Origin of the sequence: Sporosarcina newyorkensis, assembly GCF_900167515.1 — a bacterium.
Taxonomy (GTDB): Bacteria; Bacillota; Bacilli; order Bacillales_A; family Planococcaceae; genus Sporosarcina; species Sporosarcina newyorkensis.
The window spans coordinates 1-23,013 of sequence record NZ_FUYJ01000005.1 but is presented as its reverse complement, the minus strand read 5'-3'; the positions used below and the strand labels follow the sequence as shown (position 1 = coordinate 23,013).

The window sequence follows — 23,013 nt, the reverse complement described above, 5'->3', positions numbered from 1 at the left end:
CCTGTACTCGATCATAACAGTATCACTAGCGCTCATAACGCAGTTTCTCTCTCTTAGATGACAAAGCCTTTATCAAAACCGTATCTCTTTCGGCAAAAACCATTGACATCTAAGAGTATATTATTCTTTCCCTAATTGAATTGCTTTTTTCAAGTCTTTCAATGAGCGCGATGGACCGTACATCAACACCCCGCCACGATAGACCTTCGCTCCAAACCAGCCGAGCATGATAATCGTCGCAACCATAATGGCAATCGAAAGCAAGGGTTCCCATAACGGCAAATCCAACATACCGACACGCAAGAACATAACGAGCGGTGTGAAGAATGGAATGAACGAAGCAATCTTCAAATAGCCTAGCTCAGGATTCCCAAGACCTGTTGCCGCAATGATGAATGCCGCTACCACGAGCAATGACATTGGCATGATCATTTGCTGGACATCCTCTGTACGGCTGACAAGCGAACCAAGCAACGCTGCCAGTGTGGCATATAAAAAGTACCCCAACAAGAAGAAAATCACCGCATAGACTAACGTGCTGACTTGTAAATTTTCTAGACTGAAGAATGCGGAAAGTTCATTTTCTTCTCCCATCGAAGAAAGTTTGTACGCAATGAATCCCGCCAATCCATAAACCACAATCTGAACAATCCCTAATGATCCGATACCCAGCACTTTCGCAAACATATGCTTAACCGGCGATACACTCGATATCAAGATTTCCATTACACGCGAAGACTTCTCCGTCGCCACTTCTGTAGCAATCATGGAAGAGTAAATAATGACCGCAAAATAAATGACGAACATCAGCACATAAACTAGCACTCGCGCCTGATTCAGTTCGTCCTCTGACTTAGCTGAATCAGAAATATTTTGTTTTTCAAATTGGATCGGCGCAAACAAAGTAGCTACTTGTTCACCGGACAGCGATAATTGCTCTGCTTTTACTTCTGTCTGAATCGATTGCAATGCATCTTGTAAGGCAGAAGGCAAATAGTTATCCACCAAGCTTGCTGTCGTATACGTTGCTTGAATGGTCTGCGTTGCGTCCAAATCCAATTCAATGAATGCTTCGATGTCCTCCTCTTTCACTTGTTTTAACAACTGTTCTTTCGGTTCATCCGCAAGCTCGACTTTAATCTCCTCATCACTTTGCTTGAGCTGTTGTTGCAAACGCTCAGCCAACATACCGCTTTGATCTAAAACAAGTACTTTATCTTCTTTGCTGTCTCCTATCAATTTACCCGCCTTATCAATAATACTCGGCAAATTCGCAAAAAGGAAAATTCCTGCAACCATGATAAGCGTCGTAATAAAAAATGATTTAGTTTTTGCTTTCGTCATAAAACTCTGTTTGAAAATAATCCAAAACTCACGCATGCTCTTCCCCCACTTTCGCAATGAAAATGTCTTGCAAAGAAGGTTCTTCTATTTCAAAATGACGAATTGGTCCTTTTAGTAAGGCCGCCTGTAATAAGTCATTCGCAACTTTTTCATCCTCCACCTGAAACACTGCACCTTCTAATGAGTGATGGGAAGTGATGACGCCATCCATTGACTCCATTCCTTCCAATGGAAAATCCGAACGAATTCGAACATTTTGTTTACCAAATGAACGCTTAACATCACGCAGTTTTCCGCTGACGAGTTGCTGGCCATGATGAATGATGCTAAGTTGCTCGCATAACTCTTCTACGTGGTCCATTCGGTGACTGGAAAATAAAATCGTCGCTCCATTGTTGCGGAAATCAACAATCGCCTTCTTCAACATTTCCACATTCACTGGGTCAAGTCCTGAAAATGGTTCATCGAGAATAAGCAACTTCGGGTTATGCATTAATGACGCAATCACTTGGATTTTCTGCTGATTCCCTTTTGATAATTCTTCCACTTTCTTATTCGTATAGTGAGGGACTTCAAAACGTTCCAACCATTGGAATGATGCACTTTTTGCACTGACTTTATCCATACCGCGTAATTGACCAAGAAACATTAATTGCTCCAGCACCTTCATCTTCGGATACAAACCTCGCTCTTCAGGCAAATATCCAATTTGAGGGCTCGTTTCATATGAGATCGTCCGCCCATTCCATGCAATGGACCCTTCTGTCGTGTTCAGCAATCCAAGAATCATCCGGAATGTCGTCGTCTTACCTGCTCCATTCGCCCCTAAAAAACCATACATTGTCCCTTCTTCTACCATCAGCGATAATTGATCAACCGCAGTAAAGTCTCCAAATCTTTTGGTCACCTGTTCCAGCTGCAAAGCCATACTCACAGTCTCCTTTCATTCTCTCTTTCTAGTTCTACGGATTCTACCAACAAATTGTTTCACTATTCTCTTTTATCTATCACTAAGCTTGCGATTCCATAAGATATCAACATGATTCCATATGCCACGGAAAGTAAAATAAAGGCAAGCTGAATTCCCTCATATAACAAAGCTCCAAGCCACATCGCAGCCAATACAATTATCGTTATCCCCCAAGAAATCGTTCTAGCTTTAGCATGGACTTTTTCATAGCGTTCATCAAAGAGACGTTGTTTTTTCCTTTCCGGCGCAGATACACTGCAATTGCTAACACAGTGCCAAACCCCATTAAAAAACCTAAGAGTCCAGAGCTAGATGGTAACATATAAAATCCCCCTCTAAATTAATTTTTACTATTCGCTATGGCCGCTCCAACTCCATAGGACGTCATATGAATAACCCAAATAGCAGTTAAAATGAAGAAAGCTAAACCTGGTCCCTCCAACAGCATGGCAACCATCCAACCAATCAAAATTGCCCCAGTGGTAGCAAGCCATGAATAAGATCGTGCTTGCCTATGGATATTCCGGTATCGTTCATCATAACGACGTTGTTTTTTTCCTATTCTCCAATTGATGAACCATACAATTCCGGCAATGACCAAGCCAAGCGGCAATCCCAGCAAAAAAGACCAAGTATTAAATCCATCGTACATACTTATTCCTCCTCATAAATAAAAATGTCCTCAATACGACAATCAAATAATGCAGCGATTTTGAAAGCTAATATCAGAGACGGATTATACTTCCCTTTTTCTAATGAAATGATCGTCTGCCTAGAGACGTCCAATTTTTCTGCCAGCACATCTTGCGTCCACCTCATTTCCAACCTTCTAGCTTTGATATAGTTATTCACTGACATCCTCCTTTTATCTGCCATTCCGCACAAGAAGTAAAGCAACCTTTACGTAAAGTTTACTTTACCTCTAATATAATGTCAAATACACTTTACATAAAAATTAAAATGAATCGCTATTCATTTCAATAAATTCATAGTATACTGAATAAAAGCATATGGAGGAGATTAAATGAAAACCTACAAATTGACTGCATACGAGAAAAACGGCACTTTGATTACAGAAGAATCATTCACAGCGGAAAATGATGAGGTCGCAAAGGAGCAAGGACGCCAACTGCTCACTGAAAAAGATTTATCGGAACGCACACACCGCCTTGCATCACCGCGCGGCAAACTATTACTATTCCACGTATAAAAAAGAGGTTGTCCGAAAAGACGGGATGTCTTTCCGGGACAACCTTTTCTTTCGGATTCAGATAGTGGAGACTACTAAACACGTCAAGTTCTTCGTCAGGAACGTTAGTTCTATACAGAGACTCAAAACCCTTTCAGTTCGCGTTTTCTTCTTAACAGTACTATGTCAAAACAGTAGCGCAGAAAAAATTATTAGCGCTAGAAGAGGGACATAAAACTTCCCTCAAGACAAACAAAAGCTGTCCAAGAAATCAGTTGAAATGACTTCTTAAACAGCTAGTTTCTATTGATTAAAATCGATATTATTTCCCGGGAAACAATAATTAAAAAACTATAATTCACATTTAATGTAAATCGATTCATTTAATATTAATTGTTTTCTACCCACTAAATCTATCTTCCAATTTTTCTTTTTTCTTCGCTCTCAGAAAAGCGAGATTTTTCGCGCTGTTTATGATACGCTATCTTCGTCAATAATTCGTAGAAGGAAGTGACTGGTTTGAACATCGCGTTAATTGCCCATGATGAAAAAAAGTCTGAATTGGTAAACTTCGCAATTGCTTATGAACAAATATTTGCTAAACATGATCTCTATGCTACTGGTACAACAGGTACACGTATCATGGAGGAAACAGAGCTTTCAATAAGTCGACTCATGTCTGGACCGCTTGGCGGAGATCAGCAAATTGGGGCGATGATTGCTACAGGGCAGCTAGATCTGATCTTATTCTTTCGCGACCCGCTCACAGCTCAGCCACATGAACCGGACGTCAGTGCCTTGCTGCGACTGTGTGATGTCTACGGTATTCCGTTAGCCACAAACTTAGCTTCAGCCGAACTATTATTACGAGCGATTGAAAAAGGCTATTTCTCTTGGCGAGAAACAGCAGCTAAATATAAATAATCTATTTCTGAAATCCACCAAGGATACATTATATTTCAGACGCGCAGCTAATTGCGCGTCTATTTTTTGTTCACTTCTTTATTGCCCAGTAAAACTTGGTTTTCTTTTCTCAACGAATGCTTGTATTCCTTCACGGTGATCGGAAGTCTTTCGCATTGCTGCTTGTGCTTTACTTTCTAATTCCACGATTCTTTCAAGCTCCGCCACACCGGCCGCATGTAAAATTTGTTTAGATACCGCCATTGAAGCTGTCGGTGAATTCAAGATTTGTTGGGCACGCTGCCCTGCTGTATTCCACGCTTCCCCATCTGGAACGACTTGATCAATGAGTCCGATTTGCATCGCCCGTTTACCATCTAACACTTCACCCGACCAAATCAGCTGCTTCGCTCTCGCTGTGCCGACTCGTTCCTTCAGGAAGAAATGACCTCCGCCATCCGGTACCAAACCGATTCCAATGAAATTCATCGCGATTTTGCTCGATTCTTCCGCAATCACTACATCACAGGCAATCGCTATACTGCAACCAAGTCCCGCTGCTGCACCATGGACCGATGCAATCGTGATTTGGGGCATGCTGTACATCGACAGAGCCAATCTCGACAAGTCGACCATAATATCCTCCATTTTCATCGGTCCACTTGGGTCGAGCATCGCTTTAACATTTCCACCTGCTGAAAACGCACGTCCTGCTCCTCGGAATAATACAACATGCACAGAAGATTTCCCTTTCAGTTCATCGACGATATCCGCCAATTCCCTCATCATCTGGCCATCCATCGCATTCATGACATCCGGCTGATTAAATGTCACAGTTGCTAATCTACCTTCGATTTCCACTTCGATCTGTTTTACCAAAATCAATTCCCCCTTTTGTGTGAATGGTCATTCATTCACTCCATTATACACAAACCTCTGACCGTTTGCATAATTTTCTCACAAAAATTCCCCAGCCAACTTTATGACTGGGGATTGAAACTTATTTTATGGATTCAGCAGAAGGAAACAATCCATCTAAATACGCTATTTTGCGATCGATGGCGTCTTCAAATCCTAGTATATAGGCTGCAGGTTCTTTCGGATTATGAAATTGCGTCAGTTTACCGGTGGCAGGGTCCATGAATTTACTCGATGCTCCACAACCTAGACCGATAATCGTCTGTGCTTCTTCCATAATTAAAATATTATAGAGACTCTCTTCTCCCGGCTTGGAGTAGCCGACATTTTCAAGATTGCCTAAAATGTTTTTCTGGCGATACAAATAATACGGTATATAGCCGTTGTCTTTCGCCCACTCTTCGCCACGCTTCATCATCTGACCAACCGTCTTGCGATCAGCCACTTGATACTTATCTTTATTACGTGTCATTTCCGAAGCTCTTTTAAAAGACAGCGTATGAATCGTCAATGATTCCGGCTGCATCTTCTCCGTTTCCGCCAATGAATGCTCAAACTCGGCGAGACCTTCATTCGGCAGACCGATGATTAAGTCCATATTGATATTGCGCATGCCTTGCTCGCGAGATAGCCAATACTTATCGATGGTTTCCTGCACACTATGGTGACGTCCGATTGCTTTCAACGTTTCATCTGTATAGGATTGTGGGTTGACACTGATTCGGTCGATCCCCCACTTCTTCAGTACTTCGAGTTTCGGAATGGTGATCGTATCAGGCCGTCCCGCTTCCACGGTCACTTCCCGCACTTGCTCCATATGGGGAAAGGAGTCAACCATCGTTTGATAGAGTGCATCCATTTCATCTGCCTCGATCGATGTCGGCGTACCGCCACCAAAATAAATCGTTGTGATCCGGATATCATGTTCCTTCAGCCAGTCTCCGATGACCCGCATCTCTTCATGTAAACCGTCCAAGAAGTTTTCTACGCGCCCATTCTTCCGGTGAATGGCATAAGCGGGAAAGGTGCAATAGGCACATTTTGTTGGACAGAATGGAATGCCGATGTAAATACTGACTTCCTGCTTCAACGAATACAAATCAGGCAGCGCATTCAGCTGGACATCTGCAATTTGTGCAATCAGATCACTCTTTCGTGCCGAAACTCGGTGACGATTCCTCAATAATGCCAGCGCTTCTTCGACTGATTTTCCTTCCTGTCGGTACATATGATAGAGTTTGGTGGGACGGATACCGGTTAAAATACCCCATTCCTGTACCATACCTGTCGCTTGTTCTAATACCTCCAATAAGACATGAGAATACATTCTCTTCTTTTGGCGCAGTAGCTCTTTTTCGTCAGTCTCTAAAGCATCTTCTGCAAATTGCGCGGTATGTCGTTGGCCATTCCATTGCAATTGCGCTGATATGCTCGGAGATTTCTCTTCAAATTGCTCAAAAAATCGTATGTTGATGGTTGCCTCGTCTACAGTTTCTGTCCCGATCTTCGATTGCTCAAAAAATAAATTGGCCAAATGGGTGAACATTCGGATCCAATCTTGCGGGAACTGTTCGTTTACATTTAGTTGCTGCATGTTTCTCTCCTACTCTCCATCTGTTGAAAAAAACCGGCAGAGGCCGGTTTCCAATCAATCACACCTTGGCATGATTGCATCTGAATTTTGAATCGTGCGTGCACGATTAACTCCCTACAAAATCCATGACATCCGCCAGAGGCATTATCTTAGTTCAGCGGGCGTTTGAACACCCGCTGTACAGGTAATAGAATCGCATTCATCTCATCACTTATAGAGGTGGGAGTCTTCTGCTGAATAAAGATAAAGTATTAATTGAAGCTTTCATACAAGTCTTGCACTGGTTTCAGTACAACACGATTTACTTCCTCAATCAATTCGCTTAGCTTCATCTCTGCTGTTAGCATCGTCATGATTTTCGGATTTTCCTGAGCCAGCTGGGCAGTCTTCTGGGCATGTTCCAGCTCTTCGCCTGCGATTTCCTCGCCTGCCATTTGTTTTTGCTGCAAATTCATTTGGATCTCGCGGAAGCTTTCAAATAAAACACGAGCTTCCTCATCGCTCTTGACGTCCTCCATCGCAGATTTCACCGCTAAATACTCATCCGTCTTGCGCAATGTAGATTCCAATTTGTTCATATCATCATAAATATTAATCGACATTTAAATCTCCTCCTAAAATCCATTCAATGTAAGAGCTATAATTCCTTGCACGATTCCGATCACGCCGCCAAGTAAGGCGCCAAGAACCGTAATCATCTTAAATTCCCTACGTGAAATACCGAGCACTAGATCTTCCAGCACAGCGACAGGGAATGTGTCGACCTGTTCCTTCACCATTTCATCCAGTTTCAGCTTCTTCAAAGACTGCTCCAATTGCAACTCCGCCTGATCGAATAAAAATCCGACAATTTTCGGCGTGACGTTTTCGGCTGTCCATGCAGTTCCATTCGGCCAGTAATGAGCTAGACTGTGATCCAATCGATCACTCAGTGCCAATTGGTCAAGTGCATAGCGCTTCACCGAGCTGAACACACTATCAAAATCAAAATCTGCAGTCAATTGCTCCATCGGCTGTTGCTGGATATTCCGCCATTCTTTCCAGATCAGCTTATCCAATAACTCTTTCGTTCCTGGCGCTCCAACAAAACGCAACGCTTCTCGTTGCATCTTGCCGACTAGAGATTCCGATTCACCGAAAAACATATTCAGCATTCCGCCAAACGTCCCTTTTGAATTGAGAAAGTCGTCAATCATTTTTTGGAACGTCTGTCTTCCTTCCGCCGAATCAATGAATCTTTCTGCGCGCTGCAACAAAAAATCCGACGCGAGCGGAATTCTATCTTCTACTTGCTGCTGCCAACGCAACGGCACGACTTCTTCCACTGTACCTGTCGTCACCCTTAATCTCATGTCATCCAATTGACGATCGATCAACGCAAGCAGTTTATCCTCCACTTGATTCGGAAGTTCAGAAGCTCCTGCAAGCTCGAGCCAGTCATTCAACGTCTTGTCCGATTGCAAGACATATTGGTTCATTTTACCCTGAACAAATAGTTCGGCGCGTTCTTTCATTGCAGGTGTCAACATTTTTTTCCGGAACAGATCTGGTGTCAGCAAATAATTCGTCACCGTTTTTCCAAGCTGCGTTGCCAACTCATTGCGTCGTTTCGGAATTAAGCCTGGCGTAAACGGCAAACGGGTTTTTCCAATAAATTTTGGTTCATGCGGCCTGAAAAGCATCTTGATCGCTAAGTGATTTGTTACTCCGCCAATCAATGCCCCGATAAACGCCATGAACAAAATAGTTAGCACTATAGTCAATCGTTTCACCTTATTCCACTTGGTCTTCGTTCCAATTATAACAAAAACCAGCTGAATGAAAAGGAATTCGAGGCGAGGATTTTTGACTTTACAATCGACTACCTTTCAGGTACGTTGCAAGTAGGACGATTCTATAGAGAAGTTTGTTACTTAAACTATTATGTCGAGGAGGTCATCCACTAATTGAAGAAAGAAATCATCGATCATTTAGGACGCACAGTTGAGTATGAGTTTCCGCCGAAGCGTATCATTTCTTTATGCCCCGGCATTACCGAAACTTTATTCGCGATTGGTCTTGAAAACGAGGTCATCGGACGAACACGTTATTGTATTTATCCCGAGAAAGCAAAAGAAGTTCAGGCGGTAGCAGGAACAAAAGATCTACAGCTTGAGAAGGTTCATGCTGCAAAACCTGATTTGATCATCATGGAGAAAGAAGAAAATACGAAAGAGATGGTCGAGACACTGTCGGCCTTTTATCCAGTGTATGTAGCCGAGGTCCAAACGATTGACGATGCGTATCGGATGATGACAGATATGGGTGATTTGACAGATCGCCAGAAGGAAGCCGCATCACTTGTTTCTGATATCCAACAAGCATTCACTGCGCTGCCCGAACTCCCTGCCGCTCGTGTTGCCTATGTCATCTGGAAAAAGCCGTATATGGTAGCTGGAAAAGATACATACATCTATACACTGCTTCAGCGAATCGGCTTCGTGACACCTTTTGCTGATTCGAATGACCGCTATCCTGTCGTGACAGAAGAGCAGTTTAAAGAAGCTCAGCTTGATCTCGTTTTATTGGCATCAGAGCCTTACCCATTTAAAGAAAAACAACAAATCCAGTTCCAAGAATTACTGCCGGATTCCGCAATTCAGCTAATTGACGGAGAAATGTTCTGGTATGGTGTTCGAATGCTTGAAAGCGCACGATACTTCAAAACATACGACTTCGGCGTTTGATTCATTTCGTTCCATTAAAGATCGTAGACATCCGAATAGCATGCTCCATCTCATCATGCATTGCGATGAATACAGGGTCATAGGCTTGATCAAACGGAACTGTCAGAAGCATTTCTTTATACTGTTCGACGGCATCAAGTTCATCAACCAGCGCATTTTTTGCGCATTCCTTCAAGTTCGTGCACGGTGCCAGCTTTTTCGGATTTGGTACGAATTTTCCCGTCATCATATAATAGAGCTGTTGAAACATTTCGTAGTGACTTTTCTCGTCTTCATACGCATGTCGAATGAACTCCTGCCATAATGGATCGTTCGTCAGCTGGTACATGGACTTATAATAAAAGTAGGACTTGTATTCGTCTTCGATGGCGCTTTTTAGTTGGTTAACAAACACGCACTCATCCTTTCCTTCCCTTTTGGCCAGTTTATGAAAGGAACGGCAAGGATATCACTAATTTAGAAAGAGTTGATCAATATGCTGCAGCATTTTAGTTATAAAAAAATGTTTGAAGGATCGGATTTGCCAGGTTGGACAATTTCTTTTTATTATCAAAACAAACAATATGCGGGTGATTACCATAAAGACGGATCGGTTAATTGGAAGAATGACACGCCGCCGAACGAGACAGAAGTTTTGAAAATGGTGCATGATCTCATGACTTTTCACGTCTATGAATGATTTTTCCTGTAACTGACCATCCTTCTCTTAGAGGAGGTGCTGTTATGGGGAAAGATAAGTCAAAAGGTAAACAACAGTTTGAAAAAGAGCGTCTGCACGTACAGGACCAGAAAACAGAAAATGTTTTTGAAGATCAAAGTCGTGTTCCGAATGAGCAGAATGCCTTTAAAGAAACTCAGCCGAAATACGGCGAATAATGATGTGGAACCTTCCTACTTAGGAGGTTCCTTTTTTCTACAGCCGTCCCCATTCAGCACACCATACTCTATCTTTTCACGATATGTAAGTGGCAGGAATTGTGTTTTCTCTATAAATAAATTATTATAAAAGATAACTAACTTTACATTACAGGAGGTGTACGCTTTGTTCTTTTCCCTCATTTGGGTTAAGCACAAAGCCATTATTTGGACATTGCCATACGATTGGCAGCATTTGCTGCCTTGATCGCACTCACCGCTTTCTTCGTCGCGTGTGAATTTGCAATCGTGAAGGTCCGGTCATCGCGTCTCGATCAGCTGATCGTGGAAGGAAACAAACGCGCGGTCCTTGCGAAAAAAATTGCCGATAACTTAGATGAATATTTATCCGCTTGTCAGCTAGGGATTACGATCACTGCGCTTGGCCTGGGTATGCTTGGGGAACCAACAGTTAAGTTAATGCTGGCTCCTGTCTTTGATTACCTTGCTCTAGACACAAAAGTTGAAACGATTCTTTCTTTCGCCACGGCCTTAGCCATCGTGACCTATCTCCATGTGGTTATTGGTGAGCTTGCTCCTAAGACGATCGCTTTGCATAAAGCTGAAGAGTTGTCTATGAGTCTATCCGGACCTTTGAATTTATTTTACAAATTGATGTACCCTATTATTAAAGGGATGAACGGATCGGCGCGGCTAGTCACAAGATTGCTTGGCTTCAAATCCATTTCCGAATTGGATGTGGCGCATACAGAAGAAGAACTGCGGATCATCTTATCGGATAGTTTACGAAGCGGGGAAATTAATCAAGCTGAATATAAATACGTCAATCGTATTTTCGAGTTTGATGATCGGATTGCCAAAGAAATCATGCTGCCTCGTACCGAAATGATGACAGTGGAAAAAGAGATGACGTTATCCGAAGTCTTCGAATTGATGGACGTGGAGCAGTACACACGCTATCCAATTACGGATGGGGACAAAGACCACGTCATCGGATTAATTAATATGAAGCATCTATTGACAGCGTACATTAAGGATCCGAGCAATGGGGACAAATCTGTCGTTAATTATATGCAGCCCATTATCCGGGTGATCGAAACGATGCCGATTGGTGACTTATTGTTAAAAATTCAACGTGAGCGAATTCATATGGCTGTTCTGTTGGATGAATATGGCGGGACGTCCGGCCTTGTAACCATCGAGGATATTTTAGAAGAAATTGTTGGGGAAATTCGTGATGAATTCGACTTGGACGAACTGCCCGAATTGCAGAAAATTGGTCCAGATCATTACATCTTGGATGCTAAAATGCTAATCGAAAATGTCAATGATGCACTCAATATCGAGATCTTGGAAGAAGATATCGATACGATCGGCGGTTGGTTCATGGACCAGCGCTTTGAAGCGGTACAAGGTGAAAAAATCATAGAACAGGGTTATGAATTCACCGTAAAGGAAGTGGATGGGCACCATATCATCTACTTAGAAGCAAAAAAGCAACCAGCGGAAGTGAATAATGTAACCAATGAAAGTATGAGCCCGTAATTTCAAAGCTTTCCCACTCATTGGGAAGGCTTTTGTCATGAAGGAATGTCTGCATTCATTAGAACTGGAGAGATTACATATGCAAAAAAAACAAGAAAACCTGCTCCTTTTCATCTGGGCTGTAGCCCTATCTGCTACACTAGGTTCCCTGTACTATTCAGAGATAAAAGGATATATTCCTTGTACACTTTGTTGGGTTCAGCGTATTTTCATGTATCCGATCGTCCTGATCGGTTTGGTGGCATTGATTCAGAAAAATGGTAAGATTGCTTGGACGACTGCTTCTTTTTCATTCATCGGAGGCTGTATCTCTCTTTACCATTATGGTATTCAAAAACTTGCCTTTCTGCAGGAAAGTGCACCTTCGTGCGGCGCTGTTTCGTGTACGGGCCAATACGTTAATTACTTCGGCTTTGTAACCATTCCATTGATGGCGCTCGTAGCCTTCGCTATCATTTTCATCGCAAGTCTCGTATTGTTAAAACAAATAAAGGAGTGACACACATGAAAAAACTATTAGCTATTGGCGGCATTATTGTTGTAATCTTCGTTCTGATCGTTGTGCTCAATAACCAATCCAATAAAAAGAAATTAGCGGATAATCCGTATGGAACAAATGACTTGAAGCAATCGACCATCGATCTATTGTCAGATAAGAACTACCAAAACATCGCCCTACCAGATGACGTTGCCAAAAAGATCGAAAGCGGAGATCCAACAACGGTCTATTTTTTCAGTCCGGAATGCTCGTTTTGTCAGGAGATGACACCGCGTCTGATGCCGATCGCGGATGAATATGACGCGCATGTTTATCAGTACAATATGTTGGAATTTGAAGATCAGGCAAAAAGTCGTTATAGCGTTGAAAGTTGGCCGACACTCGTTCACTACAAAGACGGTAAAGAGCAAGGCAGAATGTCCGGAGCACAACCAGATGAAAACATTAAGGCATTTTTCGACGAATTCGAAAGCAACTAAGGAGATTAGATAGATGACAAGTTTTCATTACACGACGAACAAGCCCGGTGAAACTGTTGAACAGTTGCTTAGAGAACAATGGCAAGGCGGCAAAAAGACGGTTCACCAAATGCGTATGGATAAAAGTGTAACATATGCGGATGGTCAGCCTGTGGAGTGGAAAGAACCTTTGCCTGAAGGCACTCGACTGATTTTCGGCTTTTCCGATGCCCATTCATCGTATAAACCGGAGCCTTTTGATTCGCTGAATGTAATTTGGGAAGACGAGCATCTGCTTGCAGTCCATAAACCAGCCGGAGTCGCAGTTCATCCCGAACACGCACCTGGCACAGGCACGCTGATTAATGAAGTAATGGGTTATATCGATGCAAAAGGCGGCAGCTATGCAGAACATATCCATCGTCTCGATCAGCACACAGCAGGACTTTTGCTAATCGCCAAGCATCCAATTGCCAAAACAATGCTGGATCGAATGTTGGAACAGAATCGAATCGACCGCTTCTATACGGCAGAACTGGAAGGTCAGCTAAGAAAGCCGCGCGGTACGATCAATATGCCGATTGGTAAAGATCGTTACCATGCTACGAGACGCAGAGTATCTCCTTCAGGACAATCTGCGGTAACTCATTTCAAAGTGCTGGAACGCAGACCTGACAGCACGCTTGTTGAAGCTCAGCTAGAAACCGGACGCACACACCAGATTCGTGTCCACTTTGCCCACTTAGGTCACCCGGTCATCGGTGATCAATTATACGGCAGTGAAACGATTGCGAGAGGTCCCTATAAATTGACCGCGTCAAAAATTGCTTTTGAACATCCGATTACGATGGAATCTATCGTATTGGAAACAGAATAAAACAAAAAACCGCGAGAAAGCATTCATGCTTTCTCGCGGTTTTCCTATTTCACTAATAATTGATGTATGCCGTTCTCCAGGCGCTTATCGACTTCTTTCGCGTCTTCAATATGTTCCACAATGAGTTCATGTGCAGAAGTAAATAGCAAATTGGCCTTTTGGAGCTCTGCTTGCATTTGGGCTGATAATTTATTTTGCTCGGCAATCATTTTTTCAATTGAGGAGATATCGATTTGACTTCCTTGAACCGTCTCCAAGATGTGATCGATTTTTGAGGCAGTCTGCAAACTCACCGCCACCCCTTGCTCAATCAATACTGAGCTTTTCTTGGTAGCTTCCAATGCTTGCTGAATTTCATCTTTCAAGGAGTTTGTTAATGACTGAATATCCTTTGTGCTGTTGGATGTACTTTCCGCAAGTTTTCTCACTTCCTGCGCAACAACAGAGAACCCTTTTCCATATTCCCCCGCACGCGCCGCTTCAATCGATGCATTAAGCGCCAATAAATTCGTTTGGGCTGCAATATTCTCAATGACGCCGACAATCGACTGAATTTCCACAGAACGATCACTCAATTGTGTCATACTTTCTTCCGACATCTCCATATGCTTTCCTAAATCATTCATTACTTGCGCCGTTAAACGAACGTCCTCGGCTCCGTTCTCTGCCTCTTTTACCATGTAAATCGATTTCTCTTCCAATGAACGTCCATTGTCATATAATTGCTTGGAAGCATCTGTCGTTTGTTCGCTAAGATCTTGAATTACATGAAAGCTGCTTTCTATTTCTGAAACCGCTTCGCCTAATACGTTATGCTGGGCATTTACTTTTTCATGTTGCTCTACTGCAGCAGTCAATTCCGTCTCTACTTGTTTATAGCGCTCGTGTTGTTCGGTTTGCAAATCATCTGTAACAGATACAGGATTCAAATTATCTTCCTGAATGACCACGCGTTGTTCTGGTTTTCGTCGAAATAGCGCCATCTTATTTCCCCCATTTTCTATATATAAACTGAAATAAATAACATACACTCAAAGCAAAACGTAGAACCCGTTGATTTCTGCACGAACTCATGTAAAACTTTAATTCAACATATACAGTTCAATTAATATGTGGCCGGATCCGTTCCCGTTCTTTCATCGCGGTTCATTGCATCGATTATCGCCATTTCTTCGCTAGTCAGTTCAAAATCGGCTACTTCACTATTTTCTTTAATACGTTCTACAGTCACCGATTTAGGGATTACGATCAAGCCATGCTGAATATGCCACCGGATGATCACTTGTGCGACAGTTTTGCCATGTTGCGCAGCAATCGCCGATAATGTTGGGTCCTGCAGCAATCTGCCTCTAGCAAGCGGACTCCAAGAAGTGACAGCGATTTGATGTTCATTGCAAAATTGACGAAGTGGTTCTTGTGTTAATATCGGATGCAATTCCACTTGGTTAACCATAGGCCGAATGTTTGCGACCGCAAAAATTTCTTTCAAATGATGTTCATGATGATTCGAAACCCCTGTTGCACGGATTAATTTCTCATCATATAAACGCTCAATGGCACGGTAGGTATCTACATAGCTGTCGCTAACCGGCCAATGTGTCAAATATAAGTCCAAGTAATTCATATCCAGTGCAGTCAAAGAACGCTCAAATGCGCGCAACGTTTCATCATACCCTTGTTCATCGTTCCACACTTTCGATGTAACGAACAAGTCTTCACGCGGCACAGCGGAATTCCGAATCGCTTCGCCCACTTCCTTCTCGTTCTGATAAATAGAAGCCGTATCAATCGCACGATAACCTAATGAAACCGCTTCCTCAACTGCCTGCATTGTTTCCTCTGAATCTGTCATTTTATACGTACCTAAACCAAATTGCGGCATTTGTACGCCGTTACTCAATAAAACCATATGTTCAAAAATAGTCGACATGAAAATTCCTCCCTCGGTTACTCTTGGTTCAATTGTACAGTTTTTTTTACTGATTTACGAATAACTTTTTCAATATAGTGGGTTGATTTCTGTCGCTAAAACGAATAATATGGTCTATGGTCTTTACTTTTGTTCGTCATTTAAGGGGAGAATGTATAGTGTTTCAATTAAAAAAGAATAATACAACCGTTAAAACTGAATTATTGGCAGGAATGACTACATTTTTGACCATGGTTTATATTGTCATCGTCAACCCGATCATCCTTGCAGATGCGGGTGTTCCTTTCGATCAAGTATTTCTGGCAACCATCATCGCTACTGTGATCGGTACAGTATGGATGGCTTTGTTCGCCAATTATCCGATAGCGATTGCTCCGGGGATGGGATTGAACGCCTATTTTGCTTCTGTGGTCATCGGCTCTGATGGTCAACTCGATTATCTGACTGCTTTTTCCGCCGTCTTTATCGCGGGTCTCATCTTCTTTTTACTATCGATGACTTCGTTCCGGGAAAAGCTGATCGAATCTATTCCTGAGAATTTAAAACATGGAATTACGGCGGGCATCGGCCTGTTCATCGCATTTTTAGGACTGCGTTTATCCGGGTTGGTCGCGCCGCATGAATCCAATATTGTACAACTTGGAAACCTGACTTCTCCAGGTGTACTTCTGACACTCTTTGGATTGATCGTTACAATTATCTTAATGAACTTAAATGTCTACGGAGCGATTTTCATTGGAATGTTTACAACTGGCATCGTCGCCGTCTTTACTAAACAATTAAAGTTCGAAGGTTTCATGAAAATGCCACATCTGCCTGAAGGCATTCTCGTCTGGAACCCAATACAAGCGATGGGTGATGTCATCTCACACGGACTATACGGTGTCGTCTTCGCTTTCCTGCTCGTTACGTTGTTCGATACAACGGGAACGATGATTGGTGTTGCCAAGCAGGCAGGTTTGATGAAAGGTAAATCTTTACCGCGTGCACGTCATGCGCTTCTTGCCGATTCACTGGCCGCCTCAGTCGGCGCAATGGTTGGAACGAGTCCAACGTCAGCTTACGTAGAATCGTCCTCCGGCGTCGCCGTAGGAGGCCGTACAGGGTTGACGACGTTGACCGTAGCCTTCCTATTTATATTGGCAGCGTTCTTCAGTCCTGTCGTCAGTGCTGTATCTGGCGTCGCGGCCATCACTGCCCCTGCCCTGATTATTGTAGGTAGCTTGATGATCAGCGCCGTCAAACACATCGACTGGGATTCATTTGATGAAGCATTTCCTGCGTTCCTTGTAATCTTGACGATGCCTCTGACATCCAGCATCGCTACAGGGATTGCGTTAGGTTTTATTACGTATCCATTATTGAAATTGACAAAAGGCCAAGGTAGACAAGTTCCCTTGTTGCTTTATATTTTCGCTGTTTTGTTCGCCTATCAGCTAATATTTCTGCCGCATTAATAATTGTTGAGAACCTGTCACAAAGTATAACGAAGAACATTTCATTTTTTCTGCTTTTACGGTATACTGTTTGAAGGACTACTGATTTTACAGGAGGTACAAACCATGAGACTATTATTAATTGCAGCTGTCTGTTTCGCGTTTTTATCTGCCATCTTTACAGGTGGATACGAAGACAAGCCAGGTCAACCAAAACGATAAGTATATAAAAAGGGACGGGCAATATGCCCGTCCCCTTTTTTTACGTTAAATGAGCAAACTTCTGTTGTCTCAAGGCTTCATAGATTAAAATTGCTGCCGTGTTGGATAGGTTCAATGAACGGATATGTTCGTCGTTCATCGGGATGCGTAAACAAGTTTCTTTATGTTTCGCAATAATCTCTTTCGGCAACCCTGTCGTTTCCTTACCAAAGACAAAGAATACATCCTTCTCCGAATCCGAGTAATCGAATGAATCATAGCTCGTCTCTCCGAATTTCGTAATGAAATAAAATTCTCCTTCTGGATATGCATCCAAAAATTCTTGAATTCCATCATGATACGTAATGTCCACATGCTCCCAATAATCCAAGCCCGCTCGCTTCAGCATTTTATCTTCCGTCGAAAAACCTAAAGGGCGAATTAAATGGAGGGCTGTATCTGTCCCGGCGCAAGTACGTGCGATATTTCCCGTGTTTGCTGGAATTTGTGGTTCGAATAAAGCTACGTGAATTGTCATTTCTTACACTTCTTTCTTTTGGTTACTAGATAACTGTTTCATCGCTTTGTTAATTTCTGCTATAACTGCTTCGTCTTGTTCAATTTGTGATACTTTTTGCAATATCTCTTCAGCCGGCTCGGTACCAATTCGTCCGAGTGCCCAAACAGCTGTCCCCCTGATCATTGGACGAGCATCTTCTCTCACTAATCTCCCCAGTTCGGGAATAGCCGACTCATCTTTAAAGTGGGCTAATGCGATAAGCGCATTGCGTTGAATTGGATTTTTGCCTCGCCATGACCCCGACATATGTCCATACTGCTCTTTAAACTGCCGATTAGACAATGACAAGAGCGACAATAACAGAGGTTTTACACGTTCAGGCTCGGGTGTAAAGGCTGGTTGATGCGTATGATTCATCCCTTTATTCTTCGGACAAACCGTTTGGCACGTATCACAGCCATATAAACGATTTCCTATCTTCTGTCTGAACTCTTCAGGCACTGGCTGCTTCGTCTGTGTCAAAAAAGCAATACAACGCTGAGCATTTAATTGACCCGGCTGAATAAGCGCGCCTGTAGGACATGCATCCAAACATAATGTGCAATCCAGACACTGATCTTCCATAGCCCTGTCAGGCGCAAACGGCAAGTTCGTAATCATCTCACCTAGATAGACATACGACCCAAACTCCGGCGTAATGATGGAACAATTTTTCGCCGACCAGCCAATGCCTGCTCGTTCCGCTACTGCGCGATCCACTAACTCTCCCGTATCGACCATCGAACGGAGTCTGGCATCCGGTACCTTCGTAAGGATGAATAGCTCCAACTGCGCAAGTTTATCCCGCAACACCGTATGGTAATCCTCGCCCCAAGAAGCCCTGCAAAACATCCCCCGTCGCTCGCCTTTCTTACCACGAGGACTGTCAGCCATTTTCGAAGGATAGGCGACAGCTATCGAGATAATACTCTCCGCACCCTCCAGCAATAAAAATGGCTTCGTACGTTTCTCCACATCCGGCTCTTCAAAGCCCGACTGATAGTTTAGCTCTTGTTGCTGTTTCAGACGATCTTTTAATTTCACAAACGGGGCAGCTGTCGTAAAACCTATTTTGTCTATTCCAATGGACGCCGCAAACTCACGTATCTCTTGCTGCAACTGAGCGACATTCACCATTCCCCGCCTCCCTTATGATAAGATGGAGTAAAATTACATGTGGGTGATTCTGATGCAACTTACTATCCATCCTTCTATATTCACTAAAATTCCTGATTTTAAATTAGGCATAATTCATTATACCAAAACAATTGTCTCCGCATCACCTCAGATGCTAAAAGGTCGTTTGCAATTATTTCAAGAACAACTCTATTTTGAACTGCTCGATAAAGAGTTAATCGAATTTCCGGGCTTGGCAGAATGGCAATCTATTTGGAGAACACTTGGTTCTGATCCATTGACCAATCCTTCGGCAATGGAAGTGCTTATGAGAAAAATTAGGGCAAGAAAATATACTCCCTCATTTCATAGCGCGGAAGATTTGAATACATTCTTTTCATTGCAATATGAAATACCTACTGTCATTTACGACTCAGACAAGATAGCTGGAAACATTCAGTTGGCACTTGGAACTGCCGAGGATGGCTATGAAGGCTTGAACAACCATTTCAACACCTTTGACAAACTTCTTCTTTTAACCGACGACTACAGCCCTTTTGGCAGCCCTCACGTCGATTCTATTCGCACTGCCGTCACAGAAGAAACGATAAATATACTGCAGCTGCTTTTTATTCGTCCTTCATTAGATAGCACAGAAGCTATACAACTTACTGAAGCATGCGCAAAAATGTTTACCAGTATAAATGGAGGGAATCACTTTAGTACAGTGTTAAATGCGCAGAATTCCTCCTGCGACATAGATAACGGGGTGAAATAATGAGCATCACATTAGCAGAAGGTATAAAACTAAAGAGCATTCTATCCAAACAACTGCGTGAACTGGAAACAGAAGCGCGCCGGGTAGCTTTTATTACTGTGGAAAAAGGCACTGCGCCACCACCTGTTCCTCGAACCTTAAATGACGTTGAAAACGAAATGGAGCAAGTAAGAAAAGATCAGCGTACGCTCGACTTCCTTATCTACAAGGCAAACAGTACACATTCCGTAGACTTCGAGGGACAGCAGATCACCTTGGTAGAAGCAATTGAATTAGCAATCCAACTACGAGCAAAAGCAACCTTTTATAAAGAATTATCATTGGCAAATAAAGAGGAGCTCCAATATGGGTATGCAGAAACTACTACCGTCTATCGTGTAGCTTTATTTGACCCAGAAGTTTATCGGCAAAAAGCACAGCTGGCAGAAAAGACAGCACACCAGCTCTCTAACCGAATCAACACAAAAAATTATACGATTAACCTAGAATTTGATGGTTCTAATTATTTCTGACCTTCGGAAAGGTGAGACTCTTTTCCGGAGCATGGAGCGAGAAACAGAAACACAACTTTACTAGTCTAAACCGATGACCCATTTCCTTTCACACTTTGACCTATAACCCATAACCATCCATGGCAACGGCAATGAACCCTTACAAATAGCATCTAAACAAATTCATGTTTCTCCTCTATGGAGGCTGTCTGAGAAGTCATTTTCATTTGACTTTTTGGGCGCCTCTTTTTTGTGCGGAAAATTCCTATGTTTATTCTTGCCAGTCAAGTTGCTGTCTCTGGCTGTATTGGTGCGTTCTAGAATGGAATTGTTTGTTGTTTATGTTTGATTCAGTTTGAAAACACTTTGATGCATCCCTTTGCTAGTCTTACATCTTTTAGCTAATTTTAATTTTTAAAAACAAAAAAAGAACACAGCAAAGGCTGTGTTCTTTTGGTGATACCCGAGGCCGGACTTGAACCGGCACGCCTCGCGGCATCGCATTTTGAGTGCGACGTGTCTGCCATTCCACCACTCGGGCATGATAAGTAATATTATAAAATTTGGAGGCGGCAACCGGAATCGAACCGGTGGTAAGGGTGTTGCAGACCCGTGCCTTACCGCTTGGCTATGCCGCCAACATAGTGGAGCGGAAGACGGGATTCGAACCCGCGACCCCGACCTTGGCAAGGTCGTATTCTACCACTGAACTACTTCCGCGAAACCAACTGGGGTAGCTGGATTCGAACCAACGAATGACGGAGTCAAAGTCCGTTGCCTTACCGCTTGGCTATACCCCACTAATGGGGCGGACGAGGGGAATCGAACCCCCGAATGTCGGAACCACAATCCGATGCGTTAACCACTTCGCCACGACCGCCATGATAGTATTTATTATAGTACAACAATGATGGAATTATGCATGGGGCGGACGAGGGGAATCGAACCCCCGAGTGTCGGAACCACAATCCGATGCGTTAACCACTTCGCCACGACCGCCATAAAATAATTTCAAAAATACAGGGGCAGTAGGAATCGAACCCACACCAAAGGTTTTGGAGACCTCTATTCTACCGTTGAACTATGCCCCTAAATGGTGGTGGGGGACGGATTCGAACCGCCGAACCCGGAGGGAGCGGATTTACAGTCCGCCGCGTTTAGCCACTTCGCTACCCCACCAGTAAGGATGCCGGCGAAAGGACTTGAACCCTCAACCTACTGATTACAAGTCAGTTGCTCTACCAATTGAGCTACACCGGCATATTAATAATAAATGGTGGCTCAGGACGGAATCGAACCGCCGACACAAGGATTTTCAGTCCTTTGCTCTACCGACTGAGCTACTGAGCCACATTTGCTATGTTTAAGATCACAACTTAAGACAAAGCTATGTAAAAGATAATGGCGGTCCCGACGGGAATCGAACCCGCGATCTCCTGCGTGACAGGCAGGCATGTTAACCGCTACACCACGGGACCTTGGTTGCGGGGGCAGGATTTGAACCTGCGACCTTTGGGTTATGAGCCCAACGAGCTACCACTGCTCCACCCCGCGATAATACTATAAATTAAATGGTGGAGGATGACGGGCTCGAACCGCCGACCCCCTGCTTGTAAGGCAGGTGCTCTCCCAGCTGAGCTAATCCTCCTGGGTAAATCAGTCACGTACTATTGTACGCTCCTTCTTTCTCTCAATTGCTTCCTAGTTCTGCTCGCTTCTCCCAATTTCATCGGAGATACAATGTTTGAAATGGTGACCCCTACGGGATTCGAACCCGTGTTACCGCCGTGAAAGGGCGGTGTCTTAACCGCTTGACCAAGGGGCCATATAAAGTATAAGTATGAAAACTGGCGGAGAGCAAGGGATTTGAACCCTTGAGGCAGCGCAAACCGCCTACACGATTTCCAATCGTGCTCCTTCGGCCACTCGGACAGCTCTCCAATTTTGGCTCCGCAGGTAAGATTCGAACTTACGACCGATCGGTTAACAGCCGATTGCTCTACCACTGAGCTACTGCGGAATAATTATAATTGGTATGTGGCACAAGGTTTACAGCGTTTTTCACAGACCAGCGACGTCTTACTCTCACAGGGGGAAGCCCCCTACTACCATCAGCGCTGAAGAGCTTAACTTCCGTGTTCGGTATGGGAACGGGTGTGACCTCTTCGCAATCGTCACTGAACTGTTTTCAAAGCCATCATTATTATACCAAACTGAGCGGATTTGTCAAACGTTTTTTGAAAAACTTTTGAATTGTTCACTCAAAACTGAATAAAAGACATTGTGTACATCAAGTAGTACTTCTTAAAATAGGTTAAGTCCTCGATCGATTAGTATCTGTCAGCTGCACACGTCGCCGTGCTTCCACCCCAGACCTATCCACCTCATCATCTTTGAGGGATCTTACTTACTTGCGTAATGGGAAATCTCATCTTGAAGGGGGCTTCATGCTTAGATGCTTTCAGCATTTATCCCGTCCATACATAGCTACCCAGCGATGCCTTTGGCAAGACAACTGGTACACCAGCGGTATGTCCATCCCGGTCCTCTCGTACTAAGGACAGCTCTTCTCAAATTTCCTGCGCCCGCGACGGATAGGGACC

The 23,013-nt window shown here is 43.4% G+C and carries 26 protein-coding genes, 16 tRNA genes, 2 rRNA genes and 1 pseudogene; 12 read left to right on the top strand and 33 right to left on the bottom strand.

Annotated elements, in window-relative coordinates:
- Positions 1 to 120 precede the first annotated feature (120 nt).
- The 6 genes and pseudogenes from B5D59_RS10615 to B5D59_RS10600 form a co-directional block, all read right to left on the bottom strand.
- Positions 121 to 1,380, bottom strand: a complete 1,260-nt coding sequence (locus B5D59_RS10615; protein WP_078817885.1) for an ABC transporter permease — start codon at positions 1,378 to 1,380, stop codon at positions 121 to 123.
- Complete coding sequence (locus tag B5D59_RS10610; protein WP_078817884.1) at positions 1,373 to 2,272, bottom strand: ABC transporter ATP-binding protein; 900 nt, start codon at positions 2,270 to 2,272, stop codon at positions 1,373 to 1,375. Before B5D59_RS10610 ends, B5D59_RS10615 begins: the two co-directional genes overlap by 8 nt.
- 62 nt (positions 2,273 to 2,334) lie before the next feature.
- Positions 2,335 to 2,496: pseudogene (locus B5D59_RS18695) on the bottom strand (hypothetical protein); the annotation flags it as partial.
- Entirely contained in the window at positions 2,478 to 2,636 is a 159-nt protein-coding gene (locus tag B5D59_RS18215) for a hypothetical protein (protein WP_176132556.1), read from the bottom strand. The pseudogene B5D59_RS18695 and the gene B5D59_RS18215, both read right to left, overlap by 19 nt.
- Before the next feature lie 18 nt (positions 2,637 to 2,654).
- Positions 2,655 to 2,966, bottom strand: coding sequence for a hypothetical protein (locus tag B5D59_RS10605; protein ID WP_078817883.1), 312 nt, complete (start codon positions 2,964 to 2,966; stop codon positions 2,655 to 2,657).
- Between the two features lie 2 nt (positions 2,967 to 2,968).
- On the bottom strand, positions 2,969 to 3,172 hold the full coding sequence (locus B5D59_RS10600; RefSeq protein ID WP_143759401.1) for a helix-turn-helix transcriptional regulator: 204 nt from the start codon (positions 3,170 to 3,172) through the stop codon (positions 2,969 to 2,971).
- Positions 3,173 to 3,338: 166 nt separating this feature from the next.
- Between B5D59_RS10600 and B5D59_RS10595 the strand changes: the two genes are divergently transcribed.
- Both B5D59_RS10595 and mgsA read left to right on the top strand, forming a co-directional pair.
- Positions 3,339 to 3,524 carry a YhzD family protein gene (locus B5D59_RS10595; RefSeq protein WP_078817882.1) on the top strand — a complete coding sequence of 62 codons (186 nt, stop codon included), beginning with the start codon at positions 3,339 to 3,341 and terminating at the stop codon, positions 3,522 to 3,524.
- 498 nt (positions 3,525 to 4,022) lie between these two features.
- A complete protein-coding gene (gene mgsA / locus B5D59_RS10590) occupies positions 4,023 to 4,427 on the top strand; it encodes a methylglyoxal synthase (RefSeq protein ID WP_040759538.1) in 405 nt (134 codons plus the stop codon).
- Between the two features lie 78 nt (positions 4,428 to 4,505).
- Here the strand turns inward: mgsA and B5D59_RS10585 are convergent, their stop codons facing one another.
- The 4 genes from B5D59_RS10585 to B5D59_RS10570 all read right to left on the bottom strand — a co-directional run bounded on the left by B5D59_RS10585 (position 4,506) and on the right by B5D59_RS10570 (position 8,690).
- Positions 4,506 to 5,291 (bottom strand): enoyl-CoA hydratase, encoded by a 786-nt coding sequence (locus B5D59_RS10585; protein WP_009498303.1) that lies wholly within the window; start codon positions 5,289 to 5,291, stop codon positions 4,506 to 4,508.
- A 115-nt stretch (positions 5,292 to 5,406) separates the two neighbouring features.
- The gene (locus B5D59_RS10580; protein ID WP_078817881.1) at positions 5,407 to 6,918 is read right to left on the bottom strand and encodes a coproporphyrinogen III oxidase; all 1,512 of its coding nucleotides are present in this window, start codon (positions 6,916 to 6,918) and stop codon (positions 5,407 to 5,409) included.
- 251 nt (positions 6,919 to 7,169) lie between these two features.
- Positions 7,170 to 7,520, bottom strand: a complete 351-nt coding sequence (locus tag B5D59_RS10575) for a YlbF/YmcA family competence regulator (protein ID WP_078817880.1) — start codon at positions 7,518 to 7,520, stop codon at positions 7,170 to 7,172.
- A gap of 12 nt (positions 7,521 to 7,532) precedes the next feature.
- Complete coding sequence (locus tag B5D59_RS10570; RefSeq protein ID WP_078817879.1) at positions 7,533 to 8,690, bottom strand: DUF445 domain-containing protein; 1,158 nt, start codon at positions 8,688 to 8,690, stop codon at positions 7,533 to 7,535.
- A gap of 174 nt (positions 8,691 to 8,864) precedes the next feature.
- On the opposite strand from B5D59_RS10570, the gene B5D59_RS10565 reads away from it, so the two are divergent.
- Positions 8,865 to 9,644, top strand: coding sequence for an ABC transporter substrate-binding protein (locus B5D59_RS10565; RefSeq protein ID WP_078817878.1), 780 nt, complete (start codon positions 8,865 to 8,867; stop codon positions 9,642 to 9,644).
- A gap of 1 nt (position 9,645) precedes the next feature.
- On the opposite strand, the gene B5D59_RS10560 is transcribed toward B5D59_RS10565, so the two are convergent.
- On the bottom strand, positions 9,646 to 10,038 hold the full coding sequence (locus tag B5D59_RS10560) for a ferritin-like domain-containing protein (RefSeq protein ID WP_078817877.1): 393 nt from the start codon (positions 10,036 to 10,038) through the stop codon (positions 9,646 to 9,648).
- Between the two features lie 81 nt (positions 10,039 to 10,119).
- Here B5D59_RS10560 and B5D59_RS10555 point away from each other — a divergent pair, with 81 nt between their 5' ends.
- The 6 genes from B5D59_RS10555 to B5D59_RS10535 all read left to right on the top strand — a co-directional run bounded on the left by B5D59_RS10555 (position 10,120) and on the right by B5D59_RS10535 (position 13,899).
- Entirely contained in the window at positions 10,120 to 10,323 is a 204-nt protein-coding gene (locus tag B5D59_RS10555; RefSeq protein ID WP_078817876.1) for a YheE family protein, read from the top strand.
- A 44-nt stretch (positions 10,324 to 10,367) separates the two neighbouring features.
- Positions 10,368 to 10,520, top strand: a complete 153-nt coding sequence (locus tag B5D59_RS18210) for a hypothetical protein (RefSeq protein WP_171805929.1) — start codon at positions 10,368 to 10,370, stop codon at positions 10,518 to 10,520.
- A gap of 225 nt (positions 10,521 to 10,745) precedes the next feature.
- Entirely contained in the window at positions 10,746 to 12,065 is a 1,320-nt protein-coding gene (locus B5D59_RS10550; protein WP_050804702.1) for a hemolysin family protein, read from the top strand.
- Between the two features lie 79 nt (positions 12,066 to 12,144).
- Entirely contained in the window at positions 12,145 to 12,564 is a 420-nt protein-coding gene (locus B5D59_RS10545) for a disulfide oxidoreductase (protein ID WP_078817875.1), read from the top strand.
- Positions 12,565 to 12,569: 5 nt separating this feature from the next.
- The gene (locus tag B5D59_RS10540; protein WP_078817874.1) at positions 12,570 to 13,043 is read left to right on the top strand and encodes a thioredoxin family protein; all 474 of its coding nucleotides are present in this window, start codon (positions 12,570 to 12,572) and stop codon (positions 13,041 to 13,043) included.
- 13 nt (positions 13,044 to 13,056) lie between these two features.
- Positions 13,057 to 13,899: an RluA family pseudouridine synthase gene (locus B5D59_RS10535; RefSeq protein WP_078817873.1), complete on the top strand. Its 843-nt coding sequence runs from the start codon at positions 13,057 to 13,059 to the stop codon at positions 13,897 to 13,899.
- 44 nt (positions 13,900 to 13,943) lie between these two features.
- Here B5D59_RS10535 and B5D59_RS18570 read toward each other — a convergent pair whose 3' ends face one another.
- Positions 13,944 to 14,882 (bottom strand): methyl-accepting chemotaxis protein, encoded by a 939-nt coding sequence (locus tag B5D59_RS18570; RefSeq protein ID WP_078817872.1) that lies wholly within the window; start codon positions 14,880 to 14,882, stop codon positions 13,944 to 13,946.
- A gap of 122 nt (positions 14,883 to 15,004) precedes the next feature.
- On the bottom strand, positions 15,005 to 15,829 hold the full coding sequence (locus tag B5D59_RS10525; RefSeq protein ID WP_139365999.1) for an aldo/keto reductase: 825 nt from the start codon (positions 15,827 to 15,829) through the stop codon (positions 15,005 to 15,007).
- 158 nt (positions 15,830 to 15,987) lie between these two features.
- On the opposite strand from B5D59_RS10525, the gene B5D59_RS10520 reads away from it, so the two are divergent.
- Positions 15,988 to 17,286, top strand: coding sequence for an NCS2 family permease (locus B5D59_RS10520; RefSeq protein ID WP_040759548.1), 1,299 nt, complete (start codon positions 15,988 to 15,990; stop codon positions 17,284 to 17,286).
- Positions 17,287 to 17,527: 241 nt separating this feature from the next.
- On the opposite strand, the gene trmL is transcribed toward B5D59_RS10520, so the two are convergent.
- Together trmL and queG are read right to left on the bottom strand one after the other, a co-directional pair.
- Positions 17,528 to 18,004: a tRNA (uridine(34)/cytosine(34)/5-carboxymethylaminomethyluridine(34)-2'-O)-methyltransferase TrmL gene (trmL, locus tag B5D59_RS10515; RefSeq protein WP_009498319.1), complete on the bottom strand. Its 477-nt coding sequence runs from the start codon at positions 18,002 to 18,004 to the stop codon at positions 17,528 to 17,530.
- Between the two features lie 3 nt (positions 18,005 to 18,007).
- Positions 18,008 to 19,162, bottom strand: a complete 1,155-nt coding sequence (gene queG / locus B5D59_RS10510) for a tRNA epoxyqueuosine(34) reductase QueG (RefSeq protein WP_246602801.1) — start codon at positions 19,160 to 19,162, stop codon at positions 18,008 to 18,010.
- A gap of 37 nt (positions 19,163 to 19,199) precedes the next feature.
- Between queG and B5D59_RS10505 the strand changes: the two genes are divergently transcribed.
- Positions 19,200 to 19,919, top strand: coding sequence for a B3/B4 domain-containing protein (locus tag B5D59_RS10505; protein WP_078817871.1), 720 nt, complete (start codon positions 19,200 to 19,202; stop codon positions 19,917 to 19,919).
- Positions 19,919 to 20,431 carry a DIP1984 family protein gene (locus tag B5D59_RS10500; RefSeq protein ID WP_078817870.1) on the top strand — a complete coding sequence of 171 codons (513 nt, stop codon included), beginning with the start codon at positions 19,919 to 19,921 and terminating at the stop codon, positions 20,429 to 20,431. Before B5D59_RS10505 ends, B5D59_RS10500 begins: the two co-directional genes overlap by 1 nt.
- Positions 20,432 to 20,870: 439 nt before the next feature.
- On the opposite strand, the gene B5D59_RS10495 is transcribed toward B5D59_RS10500, so the two are convergent.
- From B5D59_RS10495 to B5D59_RS10410, 18 genes are all read right to left on the bottom strand, one after another.
- Positions 20,871 to 20,951, bottom strand: a tRNA-Leu gene (locus tag B5D59_RS10495).
- 23 nt (positions 20,952 to 20,974) lie between these two features.
- Positions 20,975 to 21,048 (bottom strand) — tRNA-Cys (locus B5D59_RS10490).
- A 7-nt stretch (positions 21,049 to 21,055) separates the two neighbouring features.
- Positions 21,056 to 21,130, bottom strand: a tRNA-Gly gene (locus B5D59_RS10485).
- An 8-nt stretch (positions 21,131 to 21,138) separates the two neighbouring features.
- Positions 21,139 to 21,210 (bottom strand) — tRNA-Gln (locus B5D59_RS10480).
- A gap of 4 nt (positions 21,211 to 21,214) precedes the next feature.
- A tRNA-His gene (locus B5D59_RS10475) sits at positions 21,215 to 21,290 on the bottom strand.
- Positions 21,291 to 21,333: 43 nt separating this feature from the next.
- Positions 21,334 to 21,409 (bottom strand) — tRNA-His (locus B5D59_RS10470).
- A gap of 21 nt (positions 21,410 to 21,430) precedes the next feature.
- Positions 21,431 to 21,501: transfer RNA gene (locus B5D59_RS10465), tRNA-Trp, on the bottom strand.
- Between the two features lie 3 nt (positions 21,502 to 21,504).
- Positions 21,505 to 21,589 (bottom strand) — tRNA-Tyr (locus B5D59_RS10460).
- An 8-nt stretch (positions 21,590 to 21,597) separates the two neighbouring features.
- Positions 21,598 to 21,670, bottom strand: a tRNA-Thr gene (locus tag B5D59_RS10455).
- Positions 21,671 to 21,684: 14 nt separating this feature from the next.
- Positions 21,685 to 21,760: transfer RNA gene (locus B5D59_RS10450), tRNA-Phe, on the bottom strand.
- 52 nt (positions 21,761 to 21,812) lie between these two features.
- Positions 21,813 to 21,888: transfer RNA gene (locus B5D59_RS10445), tRNA-Asp, on the bottom strand.
- A gap of 1 nt (position 21,889) precedes the next feature.
- A tRNA-Met gene (locus B5D59_RS10440) sits at positions 21,890 to 21,964 on the bottom strand.
- Positions 21,965 to 21,982: 18 nt separating this feature from the next.
- Positions 21,983 to 22,058, bottom strand: a tRNA-Val gene (locus tag B5D59_RS10435).
- A 102-nt stretch (positions 22,059 to 22,160) separates the two neighbouring features.
- A tRNA-Glu gene (locus B5D59_RS10430) sits at positions 22,161 to 22,235 on the bottom strand.
- 23 nt (positions 22,236 to 22,258) lie between these two features.
- Positions 22,259 to 22,350: transfer RNA gene (locus B5D59_RS10425), tRNA-Ser, on the bottom strand.
- Positions 22,351 to 22,355: 5 nt separating this feature from the next.
- Positions 22,356 to 22,430, bottom strand: a tRNA-Asn gene (locus B5D59_RS10420).
- Positions 22,431 to 22,476: 46 nt separating this feature from the next.
- Positions 22,477 to 22,592 (bottom strand): 5S ribosomal RNA (gene rrf / locus B5D59_RS10415).
- A 128-nt stretch (positions 22,593 to 22,720) separates the two neighbouring features.
- Positions 22,721 to 23,013, bottom strand: a 23S ribosomal RNA gene (locus B5D59_RS10410); the annotation flags it as partial.

Bases quoted from the DNA above. Each gene is read 5' to 3' on its own strand.
- B5D59_RS10615 (WP_078817885.1), bottom strand. From the start codon at position 1,380: ATGCGTGAGTTTTGGATTATTTTCAAACAGAGTTTTATGACGAAAGCA.
- B5D59_RS10610 (WP_078817884.1), bottom strand. From the start codon at position 2,272: ATGGCTTTGCAGCTGGAACAGGTGACCAAAAGATTTGGAGACTTTACT.
- B5D59_RS18215 (WP_176132556.1), bottom strand. From the start codon at position 2,636: ATGTTACCATCTAGCTCTGGACTCTTAGGTTTTTTAATGGGGTTTGGC.
- B5D59_RS10605 (WP_078817883.1), bottom strand. From the start codon at position 2,966: ATGTACGATGGATTTAATACTTGGTCTTTTTTGCTGGGATTGCCGCTT.
- B5D59_RS10600 (WP_143759401.1), bottom strand. From the start codon at position 3,172: ATGTCAGTGAATAACTATATCAAAGCTAGAAGGTTGGAAATGAGGTGG.
- B5D59_RS10595 (WP_078817882.1), top strand. From the start codon at position 3,339: ATGAAAACCTACAAATTGACTGCATACGAGAAAAACGGCACTTTGATT.
- B5D59_RS10580 (WP_078817881.1), bottom strand. From the start codon at position 6,918: ATGCAGCAACTAAATGTAAACGAACAGTTCCCGCAAGATTGGATCCGA.
- B5D59_RS10575 (WP_078817880.1), bottom strand. From the start codon at position 7,520: ATGTCGATTAATATTTATGATGATATGAACAAATTGGAATCTACATTG.
- B5D59_RS10555 (WP_078817876.1), top strand. From the start codon at position 10,120: ATGCTGCAGCATTTTAGTTATAAAAAAATGTTTGAAGGATCGGATTTG.
- B5D59_RS18210 (WP_171805929.1), top strand. From the start codon at position 10,368: ATGGGGAAAGATAAGTCAAAAGGTAAACAACAGTTTGAAAAAGAGCGT.
- B5D59_RS10545 (WP_078817875.1), top strand. From the start codon at position 12,145: ATGCAAAAAAAACAAGAAAACCTGCTCCTTTTCATCTGGGCTGTAGCC.
- B5D59_RS10540 (WP_078817874.1), top strand. From the start codon at position 12,570: ATGAAAAAACTATTAGCTATTGGCGGCATTATTGTTGTAATCTTCGTT.
- B5D59_RS10535 (WP_078817873.1), top strand. From the start codon at position 13,057: ATGACAAGTTTTCATTACACGACGAACAAGCCCGGTGAAACTGTTGAA.
- B5D59_RS18570 (WP_078817872.1), bottom strand. From the start codon at position 14,882: ATGGCGCTATTTCGACGAAAACCAGAACAACGCGTGGTCATTCAGGAA.
- B5D59_RS10525 (WP_139365999.1), bottom strand. From the start codon at position 15,829: ATGTCGACTATTTTTGAACATATGGTTTTATTGAGTAACGGCGTACAA.
- trmL (WP_009498319.1), bottom strand. From the start codon at position 18,004: ATGACAATTCACGTAGCTTTATTCGAACCACAAATTCCAGCAAACACG.
- queG (WP_246602801.1), bottom strand. From the start codon at position 19,162: ATGGTGAATGTCGCTCAGTTGCAGCAAGAGATACGTGAGTTTGCGGCG.
- B5D59_RS10505 (WP_078817871.1), top strand. From the start codon at position 19,200: ATGTGGGTGATTCTGATGCAACTTACTATCCATCCTTCTATATTCACT.
- B5D59_RS10500 (WP_078817870.1), top strand. From the start codon at position 19,919: ATGAGCATCACATTAGCAGAAGGTATAAAACTAAAGAGCATTCTATCC.